Raw genomic sequence first — 14,950 nt, 5'->3', positions numbered from 1 at the left:
GAATTGCGCGCCCGCTTGGACCCTGGCGGGGTGGAAGTGTCGAACTTTTGTGCCCACGTCGGGCAGGGTGCTTCCCTCCCAGGAGTCGATGCCTACCCTCCGCTCCTGAACACCGGGGTGGAGGGTCGGTCAATGGGACAGGGGCGTCGGTGGATGGGGCTGGGAGTGGTGTTGGCGCTCCTGGTGACGGGCTCGGCGGGGTGCAAGGACTCGGGTCCTGCCCCGGGCACGCCTCCTCCCGGTGATCGCCATGATGATCCCCCGCTGAACAACGACGACGCGGGTGTGCTCCCTGGCCCGGATGGCGGCGTCATCGTGCCCGAATATGACGCGGGCACTCCGGACGAGCCGGACCCGAACCTGCCGGATGGAGGCACCTCGCTGCCCGCGCGCGACGCGGACGCGGTGCACAAGGAGAACCAGAAGAAGGGGACCGCCCACTGGCGCATCACCCGCAACGCGAACCAGCGTGAAATCGAGGGCTATCCCCTCAAGGCCACGCTGACGCAGGGCGAGTCGCTGCGCGTGGCGGTGTCGCTGTCGGAGGCGAAGAGCTTCACGTGGTTCGTCTATCGCCTGGGCTACTACGGCGGCGTGGGCGCCCGCGAGGTCGCGCGCGGCGGCCCCGTGAAGGGCACGCGGCAGGCGGACTGCCCGGCGGACCCGACGACGGGCCTCATCGCCTGCGCGTGGTCCCCCTCGCTGGAGATCCCCGTCGCGAAGGACTGGGTGCGCGGCGTGTACGTGGTGAAGCTCGTGCGCGAGGATCAGCCGTCGCGCTACGTGCCCTTCTTCGTCCGCGACGCCAACCCGCGCTCCGAGGTCGCGGTGCTCATCCCCACCTCCAGCTGGGCGGCGTACAACACCTGGGGCGGCACCAGCCTCTACGATGATCAGAAGGGCGTGATGAAGTCGCAGGGCGTCAGCCGCGCCTTCAAGTCCTCCTATGACCGGCCGTACTACCGGGCCCAGGGCACCGGCGCCCTGATGACGGACGACCTCAGCCTGGTGACGTGGCTGGAGTCGCAGGACCTGGACGTGGGCTACTTCACCGACGAGGACCTGGACGAAAGCTACGACTTCCTTCGCGGCGCGAAGGTGTGGGTGATGTCCGGGCACGACGAGTACTGGTCCTCGAAGCAGCGCGACCACGCGGACCGCGCGCTGACGGAGGGCCGGTCGCTGCTGAACCTGGGCGCGAACAACGCCTACTGGCAGGTGCGCTTCGAGCCCGCGGCGGACGGCCGCGAGCGCCGCGTCGTCACCTGCTACAAGGGCCACGCGGCGGATCCGTACAAGGATCAGCGCAGGACTGTGAAGTTCCGCGACCTGCCCGCGCCCCGTCCGGAGAACGCGCTGCTGGGCGTGCAGTTCGCCGCGCGCTGGCACCAGTGGCCCTTCCCCACGGTCATCACCGCGCCGGACCACTGGGCCTTCGCCGGCACCGGGCTCAAGCACGGTGACACGCTGTGGATGGCCAACGGCTACGAAGTGGATCAGCTGGTGAACAACGGCCGGCAACCGTCCGGGGTGGACGTGCTCGCCGAGTCTCCCTCGCTGTCGCTCCAGGGCGGCTTCGGCTTCGCGCACATGGTGGTGCGCAAGCAGGGGGACGCGTACGTGTTCTCCTCGGGCGGCATCGACTTCGTGCAGAAGCTGGCCGGGGTGGGGGACCGCGTGCCGGATGCCCGCGCGGGCCGCATCGTGGCCAACGTGCTCTACAAGGCGCTGGGCCGGAAGGTGCCGGAGGACCTGGTGAAGTTCCAGCCGCCCGCGCTGCCCCAGGCCCAGGGCCCGTTCGCGCAGGCCGTGCACACGGTGGCGGGAGAGCCCGGCAAGCGCTGCCGCTCGGACGCCAAGGTGGCGGCGGATGCCCTGGGCGCGCCGCTCGCGGTCGCGGTGCTGCCGGACGGCGGCTGGGCGGTGGCGGACGCGCTGGCCAACGCCGTCAAGCGCGTGTCGCCGGACGGGAAGATCCGCACGGTGCTCAACAACCTCGTGGGCCCCATGGGCATCGCCGCGGACGCGCTGGGCAACATCTACGTGTCGGACACGGAGAACGCCCTCATCCGGCGCATCTCCGTGGACGGCAAGTCGCAGGTCTTCGCGGGCACCACCTACGGCTACCTGGACGGGCCCGCCCTCGCGGCGGCCTTCAACCAGCCCACCGGGCTGTCCTTCACGCCGGATGGCACGGGGCTGCTCGTCGCGGACATGAACAACAGCGTCATCCGCCGCATCGACATGGTGACGCCCGGCAACCCGGTGACGACGCTGCAGGGCGACTGGCTCTACCGCCCCTCCGCGGCGGTCCAGGCGGCGGACGGCACCCTGTACGTCGTGGAGAGCGGCATGGCGCGCGTGGTGCGCGTGCGCGACGGCGTCACCTCCGTCATGACGGGCTCCACGCCCGGCTTCCGCGACGGGGAGGCGAAGGACGCGCAGCTCCTGCCCTACCTGGGCCTCGCGCTGCTGCCGGACGGCTCGCTCGCGGTGTCCGACCCCGGCAACTACCGCGTGCGCCGGCTCGTGTTCAACGCGGCCGGTGAGCCGGAGAAGCTGACCACGCTCGCGGGCAGCGGCCGCTATGGCCACGAGGATGGAGCGGGCCGGGAGGCCCAACTGGTGCTGCCCGCGGGGCTCGCGGTGGGGCCGGACGGGACGCTCTACGTGGCGGACGCGGGCAACTCGCTGCTGCGCGCCATCACGCGCTGATCAGCGCCCGGGGTTGCGCATCCCACCCATGGGCGGGGGCGCGTCCATCTCCTGCCGCGTGCGCCGCCGGTCCGGGGTGTCGCGCGGCAGCTCCACGAAGCTGCACATCTCACACAGCCGGCTGTAGATGCGCTCGCCCACGCGCTCGCGCAGCAGCTCCGCGTCCTTCATCGCCGTGCGCGCGTCGTCTGTCGCGCGGTAGCCCGTGGGCGCGGTGGTGCGAGCACCCTTGCGCTCCGGCTCCAGCGAGTAGTTCGTCGCGAACAGGGTGGTGCGGCCCGCGTTGTAGCGCCGGGCGATCAGCTCATCGAGCGTCTCCATCTCGAAGGGGCTGCCGCGGCCCTTGCCCAGCTCGTCGATGGCCAGCACCTCCACCTCCGACAGCGGCCCGATGATCTCCCCGCCGCTCTTGCCGTCCTGGAAGCCGCGCCGGATGGTGGCGTACAGCAGGGAGATCTCCACGTACCGGGCCCGCACGCCCATCTCCAGCACCAGGTGCGCGAGCGTCGCCGCCAGGAGGTGCGTCTTGCCCGTGCCCACCGGCCCGCTCAGCACGTAGCCCTTGTTGGTGGCGGCCTTCACGTACTGGTGGGCGAAGTGCATCGCCACGCCCCGGCCCCGGTCCTGCGCCTCGTTGAAGGGGCGGTAGTTGTCGAACGACGCGTGCGCCATGACGCCCGGCATCTGCACGTCGTTGTAGAGCGCCACCCGCTTGCGCCGCAGCGTGCACATGCACGGCTCCAGCACCTCGTACATCCGCGCGCCCACCTTCTTGCTGAAGGTGCCTTCCTTCTCCACGAGGATGTGCCCGCGCCCACCGCACACCGGGCAGTTCTCCGAGCAGGGACACACCCGCGCCGACGCGAGCTCTCCGCGCCGCTCGATGAGGTACGTCCGCCCGCTGCACTCCGCGCAAGCCTCGCCGTTCGCCTTGGCAGCCATCAGGCGCCCAGCCATACCACCGCCATCCCTGCTCGTCAGCTCGCTGAACTTCCGTTCAGGCTCGCGGCAGGGGCCCAACCCCTCAGGTCTCTTTCATGTCCAGCCGCCGCCGCACCGCGGCCTGCAACCGGAAGCGCCGGGACACCCGCCGCGCCCGGGCCGTCATGAGCTGCTGCTCTCCGGTCCGCGCGTCGCGCCACACCCTGCGCCGCTCGGAGAAGGGCAGGGCGCGCAGCAGCGCCAGCAGCGCCCACGACTCCTGCTGATCCATCGCCGCGGGCTCCTGGGGCACGCACGCGAGGACCGTATCCAACAGTCGGTGCACCCGGGGAGCGAGCTCGGACTCACGCTCCGTCAGGGCCCGGAGCGCCGCGCACAGCCGCGCATGGCGCACCTCCTCCCACGAGCGCGCCGGCCGCTTCTTCGCGGCGGGGGCGGGCTCCTCCCCCTGGCCCGCGGACAGGTCGCGGTACTTGCGGATCTCCGTCTCCACCTGGCGCCGGCACGCCCGCAGCGAGCGCAGCACCGGCTCTCCGGGGCGCGCGTCCCACAGCGCCTTCTCCGCTGAACGGGAGATGCCGCGCGCCACCACCTCGAAGGGAACACCCTCCTGCGCCCACGCCGTCACCAGCTGGGTATCCAGCGCGGACAACATCAGCCCCGCGCCACGCACCGCGAGGAAGTAGTCCTGCACCAGCTCTTCAAAGCTGGCGCTCTCCGGCAGAAGGCTCATGATCCGCGACGGCTCCAAGCAGGGCGGCCAGTCGTTCGACCGTCCGCTTTCAATACCCCCTGGATCCGACACCGCAACCTTCCGGCCACAGTGACTGACTCGGCTGGCTGCCCCCTGAGCACAATGAATTTGAAGTTTTCTCGCCTGCTATTCAACGGACCGAACGTCCGTCCGTCCAAGTTGACCCGCCTTGCGGAAACCGCGCATAGTGCGGGTCCCCTCATGGAAATTCCCGAAGATTCCCGGACACTTGCCAAGCAGGCAGGCCACCGGGGACGCCGGTCCCTCGTTCCTAGGAAGACCATGCGCCGCTCGCTACTCGTTTGCCTCGTTCTCCTGACTTCCATGGCTTCCGCCCAGGAGAAGAAAGCACTGCGCGACGCTGACCTGGGCAAGAAGTCCACCACCACCGTGGACAAGTCCCTCGCTGGCGACATCACGCGCCCGAAGGAAGCCCAGCAGGCCGCTCCCGCGCTGCAATATGATCAGTTCCGCCTGGGCGTGGAGGTGCAGGTCGCCTCCAAGCGCCGCGAGCAGATTGAATCGCTCCGCAAGATCATCTCCCTGTCGCCCGACCAGAAGGAGGCGCCCAGCCTGCTGTTCCGCCTGGGTGAGCTCTACTGGGAGGAGTCGAAGTTCTTCTTCTTCGAAGCCAACCGGAAGGACGATGAGCTCATCGTCGCCATGAACCGCAACGACGCCGCGGGCCAGCAGAAGGCCAAGGCGGAGAAGGCGGAGTTGATGGCGAAGGTGAAGGAGAACGGCAAGTACGCCGTCGAGCAGTACACGAAGATCGTCCAGGAGTACCCGAAGTTCGAGCGCACGGACGAAGTGCTCTTCTTCCTCGGCCAGTACCTGATGGAGGACGGCCAGGACAAGAAGGCGCTCGTCGCGTTCAAGCGCCTCATCGAAAAGCACCCGCAGTCCAAGTACATCCCGGACGCGTACTTCGCCTTCGGCGAGTACTACTTCAACAACTCCAAGGGCAAGCGCCCGGAGCTGGAGAAGGCGCTCGCGGCCTACAAGAAGGCCGCCGAGTTCCCGGAGAACCAGGTCTACGCCTTCGCCCTCTACAAGCAGGGCTGGTGCTACTTCAACATGGGCGAGTACGAGTCCGCGAAGGACAAGTACAAGACCGTCGTCCTCTACGGTGAGCTGGCCGGCGCCGCCGCGGTGGAGAAGGACGGCAAGGCCAAGGCGAAGGGTTCGCTCGTGCGCGAAGCCCGCGCAGACTACGTGCGCTCCTTCGCCCGCGAGGGTGACGTGACGCAGGCCCGCGCGGACTTCGGCAAGGTCGCCACCAACCCGGAAGACCGCTTCGCGATGATGAAGCAGCTCGCGAACCTGTACTACGGCGACGGCAAGGACCGCGAAGCGGCCATCACGTACAACGCCCTGATCAAGGAGAAGCCGCTGTCGCCGGAGGCGCCCGGCTTCCAGGGGAAGATCGTCGACTGCATCCTTCGCATGGGCAACAAGGAGCGCACCGTGGCCCAGGTGCGCCGGCTCGTGAAGATCATGAAGGACGTGGAGTCCTCCGGCGTCATCAAGGACGACAAGGACAAGAAGGCGCTCGCGGAGGCGAAGGAGCTGTCCGAGCGCACGCTCTCCAACCTCGCCGTCACCTGGCACAACGAGGGCAAGAAGACGCGCAACGAGGAGACCTTCAAGTACGCGGACGCCGTGTACAGCGACTACCTCACGCTCTTCCCGGAGAACCCCAAGGCGTACGACCTGCGCTTCTTCTGGGCGGAGCTCCTCAACGACAGCCTGCAGAACTTCGACAAGGCCGCCGCCAACTACACCCTCGTCGTCCTCCAGGACGCCAAGGTGCTGGAGGCCAAGGACGACAAGGGCAAGCCCAAGCCGGGCAAGCCGGGCAAGTGGCTGTCCAACGCCTCCTACAACGCGGTGCTCGCCTACGACGAGGTCGTCAAGTCGGCCGAGGCGCGCGGTGAGGCCAAGAGCGAGTCCGCCGGCTCCGACATCACCAAGAAGATCACCATCCCCACGCTGAAGAAGTCGCTGCTGGACGCGTGCGAGCGCTACCTGAAGTACGTCCCCAAGGGCGACAAGCGCGTGGAGATCGCCTTCAAGGCGGCCAACATCTACTACCGCCACAACCACTTCGACGAAGCGGTGCTGCGCTTCAGCGAGATCGCGTTGGGCTACCCCGAGTACAAGTTCGAGGACGGCCAGCGCGCCGGTGAGATCGCCGCCAACCTCATCCTCGACTCGTACAACCTGCTGCAGGACTTCGCGAAGGTGAACGAGTGGGCGCGCCGCTTCTACGCGAACGACAAGCTCGCCGTGGGCAAGTTCCGCGACGACCTGGCGAAGCTGATTGAACAGTCGTCGTTCAAGCTGGTCAGCCAGTTGGAGGAGAAGAAGGAGTTCTCCAAGGCGGCCGAGGCGTACCTGAACTTCGTCCACGACTTCCCGCAGACGGAGATCGCGGACCTGGCGCTCTACAACGCGTCCGTCGACTATTACAAGGCGAAGAGCCTGGACAAGGCCATCGAGGTCCGCAAGCGCCTGTTCGCGGAGTACCCGCGGTCCAAGTACGTGCCGGACTCCATCTACGCGAACGCGGAGGCGCTGGAGGCCATCGGTGACTTCGAGGACGCGGCGACCACCTACGAACTCTACGTGCGCGGCTACGAGCGCAACCTGAGCGAGAAGGGCAACGCCCCGGCCGCCCGCGCCAAGGCGAAGGCCAAGGCGAAGGCCCGCGCGAAGCAGGGCTCCGACGACGCCCCCGCGAAGCCCGCGGTGGTGCAGAAGTGGGACGAGTCCAAGGCGCAGATCGCCCTGTTCAACGCGTCCACCTACCGCGAGGGCCTGGGCCAGCTGAAGGCCGCGCTCAAGAACCGCGAGCACTACCTGGAGCTGTGGCCGAAGTCGAAGGACGCCGAAGGCGTGTTCCTCTCCATCGTGGACCTGCACGTGAAGCAGGGCGCGTCCATGAAGGCCATCAAGCTGCTGGAGGAGTACGAGCGTGACAACCAGCGCTCGTCGAGCAAGTTCCTCAACGCCGAAGGCCGCATCGTCGCCATCTACGAGAAGATGAAGAAGACGCGCGACGTGGCGCGCATGAACAAGCGCATCTACGAGTACTTCGACCAGCTCCCGCGCCGCGCCCAGACGGCCCTGGAGAAGCCCGCACTGGCCGCCGCCGCGCAGGCGAGCCTGCTCGCCATCGAGCCGGACTGGGTCGAGTTCAAGCGCCTGAAGCTGTACTGGGGCGTGCCGCCGTCGCCGGAGCGCTTCAAGGGCTCGCTGGCCGACAAGGGCCGCGCGCTGGAGGTCGTCCAGAAGAAGTACGTGCAGACGGTGGCCCTGGGCGCCCCGGAGCCGGCCATCTGCGCGCTGCAGCGCATTGGCATGGCGTACGACCACATGGCGGAGCTCGTGGTGAACGCGCCCATGCCGCGCGGCCTGGACGAGGAGTCCCAGCAGGCGCTGCGCGACGAGTTCACCAACCAGGCGCAGCCGCTCAAGGACAAGGCCACGGAGGCCTTCTCCGGCGCGGTCGCCAAGAGCCGCGAGCTGGGCGTGTTCAACGACTGCGCCGCGAACAGCCTGAAGATCCTGCGCACCACCTACGCCCCGGACCGGTACCCGGAGGTGCTGGAGGAGAAGCTCGCGCTCAAGAGCAAGGAGCTGGTGCTGGGCGGCGACCTGCTGGCCGCCGTGCAGGACATCCCGCCCCCCACGGCGAAGCCCGAGCCAGAGAAGCTGGCCAAGAGCGAGGCGCTCAACGAGGACCTGTCCACGCTGACGGATCAGCTCCGCCAGCAGACCGAGTCCGAGATCGCCAAGCCCGCCGCCTCCAAGGACGGCAGCGCCCCCAAGAAGACCGTTGATGATCAGGAGCCGGAGGACTTCCTCTAATGAATCGCACGCACCCGTTCCGTCCCGCCCTCCTCCTGGCCACGCTGGCCCTCAGCGCCGTCGGCTGCACCTCTTCGCAGACCGCGGCCAAGCCCGTGGTCACGAAGCCGACGACCACCTCGCCCACGGGGCCGGTGGCCATCTCCAACCGCGCCATGCTGCTGTTCGATGACGCGGTGAAGTCCTTCGACGCGCAGAAGAAGGCCAAGGCGTTCGACTACCCGTCGCTCCAGCGCAAGTTCAAGGCCGCCGCGGAGGCGGACCAGAACCTCGCGGAGGCCGAGTACAACCTGGGCGTCATCGCCGAGCGCATGGGCAAGCCCGACGAGGCGCGCGCCCACTACCAGGCGGCGCTCACCAAGAAGCCGTCGCTGCGGCAGGCGTCGGACAACCTGGCCATCATGCGCCAGAACTCCGGTGACGTGGCCGGCGCGGTCGCGCTCTACCAGGACGTGCTCACGCGCTACCCGGACGATGCAGGCTCGCGGGCCCGCCTCGCGGAGATCTACCGGCAGAACAACGACCACGACAAGGCGATGGAGCTGTCGCGCGCCGCGCTCATGCGCGACCCGCAGAACACCAACGCCCTGAAGGTGATGATCCGCAGCTACCTGGAGCGCAAGCAGCTGGCCATGGCGAAGCTCGTCGCGCTGCGCGCGGTGAAGCTGGACGCCACGGATCCGGAGCTGCACCACGCCGTGGGCCTCATCCTCCAGAAGGAAGGGGACAACGCCGGCGCGCGCCTGCAGTTCAAGAGCGCGCTGGAGGCGAAGGCGGACTACGTGCCGTCGCACGTGGCGCTCGCGCAGCTGGCGCTGGACGCCGAGGACTTCCCCGGCGCTGAAGAGCACCTGCGCCGCATCCTGCAGAACGACGGCAAGAACGCCGCCGCGCATGTGGACCTGGGCATCGCGCTCAAGGGCCAGGGCCAGTACGACAAGGCCATGCAGGAGTACGACGAGGCGGAGAAGCTCAACCCGGAGCTGGGCGCCACCTACCTCAACCGCGGCATCATCCTGCACAAGGTGAAGGACGCCCCGGAGCGCGCGGTGGAGCTGTACCGCAAGTACGTCGCCCTGGCGGGCGGCGAGGTCGCGCTCAATGCCGAGTCCCCCGTCTTCGGCCTGATGCGCGAAGCGGAGAGCATCGTGCAGGCCAAGCGTGAGGCGAAGGCCGCCGAGGAGCAGGCCAAGCAGATGGAGGCGCTCCAGGCCCAGCAGCAGGCCGCGATGAAGGCCGAGGAGTCGAAGCAGAAGGGCCAGCCCGCGCCCAACTCCGCCGCGACGCCGGTGTCCGGCGACGGCACCGCCCCCAAGGCCACCCCGGCCGCCGCCACCGGCGCGCAGCCGGCCGCGGCCACTCCGGCGGGCGGTCCCCCGGCGGCGCCTCCCCAGAAGAATGCAGCTCCGGCGGACGCGGACGAACCGACCGACGACCTGCTGTGATGTAGGAGAAGCCCGCCAGTGGCTTCACGCTGGCGGTGTGACTCGGGATGATGCGAACCTTGTGAGCCCCCGGCATTTCGCGGGGGTGCCGTGCGGAACAAGTGGGCCCGGGAAGGGGCCCCTCGTGGAGGCAGGATGCGGAAGTGGCTGATGCTGTGCGTGACGCTGTCGGTGGCTCCCGCCTTCGCCCAGGATGAGGGCGGCAAGGCGCAGGGCGGTGGCGAAGGCGGCGGTGCCCGGATGCAGAAGACGACGAACGTCGACTTCGAGGACGACACCATCGAGGGCGACCTCACGAAGCCGGATGGCGAGTACGTCGAGGCGCGCAAGTCGGTGAAGCACTCGAACCTCATCCGGATCCGCGAGGACTTCGAGGACAAGGTCATGCAGTCCGTGGGTGAGCTGTAAATCCTCACGAATTGCGGCGGGAACCTTCCGCCGACCCTGTTGTCCAACGAGCGCGTAAGCGAACCGGGAGCCCCCCTTCATGGCCGTACCTCTGACACTCAAGGTCTTCAAGGGCGACACGCTGGTCGCCTCCAAGGACTACGAGCGCGACATCATCAAGATTGGTCGTCTCTCTTCCGCGCACCTGTGCCTGGAGGACGACAAGGTCAGCCGCATCCACTCCGTCATCGAGGTCGCGGGCGACGGCTCCATGTCCATCATCGACATGGGCAGCGTCGAAGGCACCTACGTCAACGGCAAGCGCGTCAACAAGGGGCAGGTCTCCTTCGGTGACGAGGTCCGCGTGGGCGGCACCACCATCCGCCTGGAGAACCCGGCCGCGGTCGCCGCGGTGAACCTGGCCGCCGCCGTCGCCCAGGCGGACGCGCCCACCGACAAGAACACCACCGTGGCCCACGTGGCCGGCGCTTCCGCCGCCGCCATCGCGCAGGCCGTGGCCGCTCCCGCCGTCGCGGCCCCTGTGACGGCGCCCGTCGCCGCGCCGCGCCCCACGGCCCCCGCCGCGATGGATGCGTCGGTCGCGCCCACGCAGAAGCACGCCGTGGTGCCCGCCGCCGCGCAGGCGCCGGAGGCTCCTTCCGAGGACGAGGAGGAGGCGCCGCGCGTCCGCACCGTGCGCCGCACCAAGTCCAACGGGCCGCAGGGTGTGTCGCTGCGCCTGCTCTGGGGTGATCAGCGCGTGGGCGAGTTCTTCGTGCCTCCGGGCCAGAAGAAGGGCTTCACGGTCGGCTCCGCCAAGGGCGTGGACTTCGTGATGGGTGACGCCAAGCTGGGCGGCCCGTCCTTCGAGGTGCTGCGCACCGACGGCCAGGCCTTCTCCGTGCGCTTCGCGCGCAAGATGAAGGGCGAGCTCACCCGCAAGGGCCAGACGCTGGACCTGGAAGCCGTCATCGAGTCGGGCAAGGCGTCCAACGAGGGCGAGTCCTACGCCGTCACGCTGGAGGCGGACGACTTCTTCTGGGTGGACCTGGGCGGCGTCACGCTGGAGGCGCAGTTCCAGCCGGTGCCCAAGCGCGTCGTCGTGCCGATCGGGGAGAACCTCGACTACACGGCGCTCAACATCTTCCTGGTGATGTTCTTCATCGCCACCGCGTTCGTCATCCACTCGATGAACAGCAGCGGGGAAGGGGACGAGTACGCGGATGAGCTCGCGGGCAATGACGCGCGCATCGCGAAGCTGATCATCAAGCCTCCGGAGACCCAGAAGAACAAGTTCCTGGAGAAGCTGAACCAGCAGAAGGAGAAGAAGTCGGGCGAGATGGCCCAGAAGTCGCGCGGCGATGAAGGCCAGATGGGCAAGAAGGACGCGCCCAAGGCCAACAACCGCACCGCGCCCAAGGGCGACCCGAACAAGAAGGACGAGGCGCGCGCCCTCACCGCGAAGATCTTCGGCGGCGGCAAGGGCGGCATCTCCACCATCTTCGGCAAGTCCGGCCTCGGCGGTGAGCTCAAGAGCGCCATGGGCAACATGTTCGGCGCCAAGGCGGGCGACGCGGGCGGCTTCGGCGGCCTGGGTCTGCGCGGCAGCGGCGGCGGTGGCGGCGGCACCGGTGACAGCATCGGCATCGGCGGCATCGGCACCAAGGGCCGTGGCGGCGGCAGCGGCAGCTACGGCACCGGCGTGGGCACGCTCGGCGGCAAGCAGAGCGTGGACGTGGGCATCACGTCCTCGGACCCGGAGGTCATGGGCTCGCTGGACAAGGAGCTCATCCGTCAGGTCATCCAGCGCAACCGCGGGCAGATCCGCTACTGCTACGAGAGCCTGCTCAACCGCTTCCCCAAGCTGGGCGGCAAGGTGTCCGTGAAGTTCATCATCAGCGCCACCGGCTCGGTGGCCACGTCCAACGTCGCGCAGTCCACGGCGGGCAACTCGGACCTGGAGACCTGCGTCGCGGGCCGCGTGCGCACCTGGAAGTTCCCGGAGCCCAAGGGTGGCGGCTCGGTGATCGTCACCTACCCGTTCATCTTCAAGCAGGCCGGCGACTAGCGTAGACTTGCAACGCGCCGCATCCGTATTCCGCGCGGGCGGCCCTGGCGACAGGGCTGCCCGCTTCTTCACTTCCTCCTCCCGTCCCCGCGGGAGTCCTGCCCCCCCAGGCTGCCTTCCATGCAGAAAGTCCTTGCTCCTCTCGTCCTGTGCGCCACGTTCCTCCTTCCCGGGGTTTCGGGTGCGCAGGAGACTCCCAGTGCCGGGTCCACCGCGATGCAGGACCGTCCCGCGGTGACCTTCGACGAGGTCGAGCGCGGTGTGTACTTCGCGGTGTACGGCGGCCCCTCGTGGATCGCCAACCCTCCCGCGTCGTCGGGCCCCCGGCCCTTCTCGTCCGGCCAGTTCGCCCAGGTGGAGCTGGGCATCGACCTGGGAGAGCGCCTGTCGCTGGGCGTCTTCTTCATGGGCTCGGTGAACCGCGCGGGCTCTGACTACGTCGGTGACTCGCAGGGCGCGGCCTCCGGCGACTTCTCCATGATGACGCCGGGGGCGGTGCTGCGCGCCCGCCTGGTGGGCTTCGCGGACAGCCAGGAGGTCAAGCGCACGTGGATCTACGCCCGTGCCGGCGTGGGCTACGCGATGTTCTCTCCCAAGAAGCTCCTCCCGGATTCCGACATTCTTGTGTTTGCCGGGCCCGGAGTGGAGTACTACACGCGGCTGCGCCACTTCTCGGTGGGGCTGGAGGTCACGGGGAACTACCTCGCCTCCAAGGGCGCCTTCGGGTTCGCGGTCGCGCCCAACATTCGCTACGCGTTCTAGCGGGAGATTCACGTGGCTCAGGAGAATGGAAGCGGTGGATCGCGTCCGGGTGGACGCGGTCCGGGTGGGGGCGCGCCGGGTCAGGGGCCTCGCCGTGACGGGCCGGGTGGATTCGGCGGTCGTGGTGGCGGTCCAGGGGGTCCAGGCGGCGGCCGTGGTGGCGGTGAAGGGCGCGGGCGGGGCGAAGGCCGAGGCCGCGACCGGGATGCCGGTCCGGTGGGTCCGGGCCAGCGCGTCATCGCCGAGCTGAGCGTCCTGGAGAAGGCGCTCTCCAAGAACGATTTCGCGGCGGAGAAGGGTCCGCTGGAGGCCATTGTCCGCTCGCTGCGGCCCATGAACCTCAAGTCGCTGGACGACCTGGACCTCAACACGCGCGGGCGGCTCATCACCACGCTCTTGCGCGTGCAGCGTCAGCCCAAGCCGGCCCTGCCGGAAGCGGGCGCCGTGGCTCCGGAAGCAGCGGCGTCGACGGAAGGTGCCGAGTCCGCTGCGCCCTCCGAGGCTCCGGCCGCGGAAGGCGAGGCTGCCGCGCCGACGGAGGGTGCCACGCCCGCCGAGGCGGCTCCCGCGGCTCCGGCCGAGGATCCCGCGAAGGCGAAGCACGCGGCCTGGCTGGACGTGATGACCCTGGTGGGCCGCGTCTGGCGCGCCGCGGGGGATCGCGAGCGTTCCCAGGCGGCCTTCACCCTCAGCGGTCGCGAGCCGACCCCGGAGCCCGAGGCGCCTGCCCGGAGCGAGGCGCCGCGCGAGCGGTCCGAGCGTCCGGATCGCGGCGGCCCTGGTGAGCGCCGGGAGCGGTCCGACCGTCCTCCGCGCGGAGACCGTCCGGAGCGCGGCGCCGCCGGTGAGCGGCGCGAGCGTCCGCCCCGGGCCGAGCGTCCGGAGCGCGCCGAGCGTCCGCCCCGCGGTGAGCGCCCCGAGCGCGCGCCGATGCCGGAGCTGACGGGCGACTGGAAGGAGCAGGCGGCGCAGCTGGAGACCCTGGGTCGCACGCGCGATGCCGCGCGGCTGCACGAGCGCAACAACGGCTTCGCGGACGCCACCCGCCTGTTCGAGGCGGGCGGAGACCTGAAGAGCGCGCTGCGCACGGCGCTGGCCGGGCAGGACAACGACGCGGCCCGTCGCCTCGTCGGCACGCTGCCGCCGGATCAGATTGGCCCCACGCTGGAGAAGGCGGGCGCGTACGAGCTCCTCATGGAGCACTACGTCGCCAAGGCCGACTTCGAGAACGTCGCCCGCCTCTACGAGCGCGCGCGTCAGTTCGACCAGGCGGCGCTCGCTTACGAGCGCGCGAACAAGCTGACCCTGGCGCGCAAGGCGTACGAGCGCGCCCGGGACCTGCCGAGCGCCAACCGCATCCGGGGCCTGGAGGTGAAGGGCCTGGTGGAGCGTGGCGACCGGCTGGGCGCGGCGACCCTGCTGGTGGCCGTGGGCCAGCGGCGTGAAGCGGTGGAGGTGTTGAGCCCCCTGCCTCCGCCCAAGGCGTTCCACTTCATGCAGCGGCTCACCCTCGAGGACGAGGCCAAGGAGCTCGCGCAGCGCGAGCTGGCCCGCGCCGAACAGGAGCAGAAGCCCGCCGGCCGTGCCCGGTGGCTGGAGCTCCTGGGCGACACGGCCGCCGCCGCGGAGACGTGGACGCAGGCGGGCCGCAAGGACAAGGCCCTGCCTCTGTACGAGAAGCTCGGGGACCTGCCCCGCGCCGCGCAGTTCGCCGAAGAGCTGCAGCAGCGCGAGAAGGCCATCGCGCTGTACACGCAGCTCAACGACAGCGCGGGCCTGGAGCGGGCGAAGGCCCTCCCCGAGGCTCCGGCGACGCCTCCCCCGGGCGCTGCGGGCGACAAGTCGGAAGCCGGTGAAGATGCGGACGGCGCGGATGGCGCGGCGACGTCGGCGGAAAATGCTTCCTCGGCTGGCGAGCAAGAAAGCCAATAAATCCCATCGGTTGACGGGTTTTGCGCGATTGCCCGGGGGCGCCCGCGGCCGGTACACTCCGGCCGCTGGCGC

10 protein-coding genes are annotated in these 14,950 nt (G+C 69.4%); 8 read left to right on the top strand and 2 right to left on the bottom strand.

All coding sequences use genetic code 11. The features are described 5' to 3' along the window. The first annotated feature begins 132 nt into the window (after positions 1-132). Positions 133-2,715 (top strand): N,N-dimethylformamidase beta subunit family domain-containing protein, encoded by a 2,583-nt coding sequence (locus D7X12_RS01125; protein ID WP_120623412.1) that lies wholly within the window; start codon positions 133-135, stop codon positions 2,713-2,715. On the opposite strand, the gene D7X12_RS01120 is transcribed toward D7X12_RS01125, so the two are convergent. Both D7X12_RS01120 and D7X12_RS01115 read right to left on the bottom strand, forming a co-directional pair. Continuing rightward, a complete protein-coding gene (locus tag D7X12_RS01120; RefSeq protein ID WP_120623411.1) occupies positions 2,716-3,672 on the bottom strand; it encodes an ATP-binding protein in 957 nt (318 codons plus the stop codon). 67 nt (positions 3,673-3,739) lie between these two features. Continuing rightward, on the bottom strand, positions 3,740-4,390 hold the full coding sequence (locus D7X12_RS01115; protein WP_120623436.1) for a hypothetical protein: 651 nt from the start codon (positions 4,388-4,390) through the stop codon (positions 3,740-3,742). A gap of 303 nt (positions 4,391-4,693) precedes the next feature. Between D7X12_RS01115 and D7X12_RS01110 the strand changes: the two genes are divergently transcribed. The 7 genes from D7X12_RS01110 (at position 4,694) to D7X12_RS01080 (ending at position 14,878) form a co-directional block, all read left to right on the top strand. Next, entirely contained in the window at positions 4,694-8,284 is a 3,591-nt protein-coding gene (locus tag D7X12_RS01110) for a tetratricopeptide repeat protein (RefSeq protein WP_208718757.1), read from the top strand. Beyond that, entirely contained in the window at positions 8,284-9,729 is a 1,446-nt protein-coding gene (gene gltE / locus D7X12_RS01105; protein ID WP_120623409.1) for an adventurous gliding motility TPR repeat lipoprotein GltE, read from the top strand. Before D7X12_RS01110 ends, gltE begins: the two co-directional genes overlap by 1 nt. Positions 9,730-9,864: 135 nt before the next feature. Beyond that, complete coding sequence (gene cglF, locus D7X12_RS01100; protein WP_120623408.1) at positions 9,865-10,137, top strand: adventurous gliding motility protein CglF; 273 nt, start codon at positions 9,865-9,867, stop codon at positions 10,135-10,137. A 79-nt stretch (positions 10,138-10,216) separates the two neighbouring features. Then, on the top strand, positions 10,217-12,184 hold the full coding sequence (gene gltG / locus D7X12_RS01095) for an adventurous gliding motility protein GltG (protein ID WP_120623407.1): 1,968 nt from the start codon (positions 10,217-10,219) through the stop codon (positions 12,182-12,184). Between the two features lie 120 nt (positions 12,185-12,304). Next, entirely contained in the window at positions 12,305-12,946 is a 642-nt protein-coding gene (gene cglE, locus D7X12_RS01090) for an adventurous gliding motility protein CglE (RefSeq protein ID WP_120623406.1), read from the top strand. Positions 12,947-12,980: 34 nt separating this feature from the next. Then, on the top strand, positions 12,981-13,196 hold the full coding sequence (locus tag D7X12_RS44900; RefSeq protein ID WP_147443472.1) for a hypothetical protein: 216 nt from the start codon (positions 12,981-12,983) through the stop codon (positions 13,194-13,196). Then, on the top strand, positions 13,163-14,878 hold the full coding sequence (locus D7X12_RS01080) for a tetratricopeptide repeat protein (protein WP_120623404.1): 1,716 nt from the start codon (positions 13,163-13,165) through the stop codon (positions 14,876-14,878). Before D7X12_RS44900 ends, D7X12_RS01080 begins: the two co-directional genes overlap by 34 nt. Positions 14,879-14,950: the final 72 nt, after the last annotated feature.

The sequence above is a fragment of the Corallococcus sicarius genome (assembly GCF_003611735.1).
Classification (GTDB): Bacteria; Myxococcota; Myxococcia; order Myxococcales; family Myxococcaceae; genus Corallococcus; species Corallococcus sicarius.
This window is presented reverse-complemented; position numbering and strand designations above follow the sequence as displayed.

Coding starts and splice junctions, on each gene's coding strand:
- D7X12_RS01125 (WP_120623412.1), top strand. CDS start 133: ATGGGACAGGGGCGTCGGTGGATGGGGCTGGGAGTGGTGTTGGCGCTC.
- D7X12_RS01120 (WP_120623411.1), bottom strand. CDS start 3,672: ATGGCTGGGCGCCTGATGGCTGCCAAGGCGAACGGCGAGGCTTGCGCG.
- D7X12_RS01115 (WP_120623436.1), bottom strand. CDS start 4,390: ATGAGCCTTCTGCCGGAGAGCGCCAGCTTTGAAGAGCTGGTGCAGGAC.
- D7X12_RS01110 (WP_208718757.1), top strand. CDS start 4,694: ATGCGCCGCTCGCTACTCGTTTGCCTCGTTCTCCTGACTTCCATGGCT.
- gltE (WP_120623409.1), top strand. CDS start 8,284: ATGAATCGCACGCACCCGTTCCGTCCCGCCCTCCTCCTGGCCACGCTG.
- cglF (WP_120623408.1), top strand. CDS start 9,865: ATGCGGAAGTGGCTGATGCTGTGCGTGACGCTGTCGGTGGCTCCCGCC.
- gltG (WP_120623407.1), top strand. CDS start 10,217: ATGGCCGTACCTCTGACACTCAAGGTCTTCAAGGGCGACACGCTGGTC.
- cglE (WP_120623406.1), top strand. CDS start 12,305: ATGCAGAAAGTCCTTGCTCCTCTCGTCCTGTGCGCCACGTTCCTCCTT.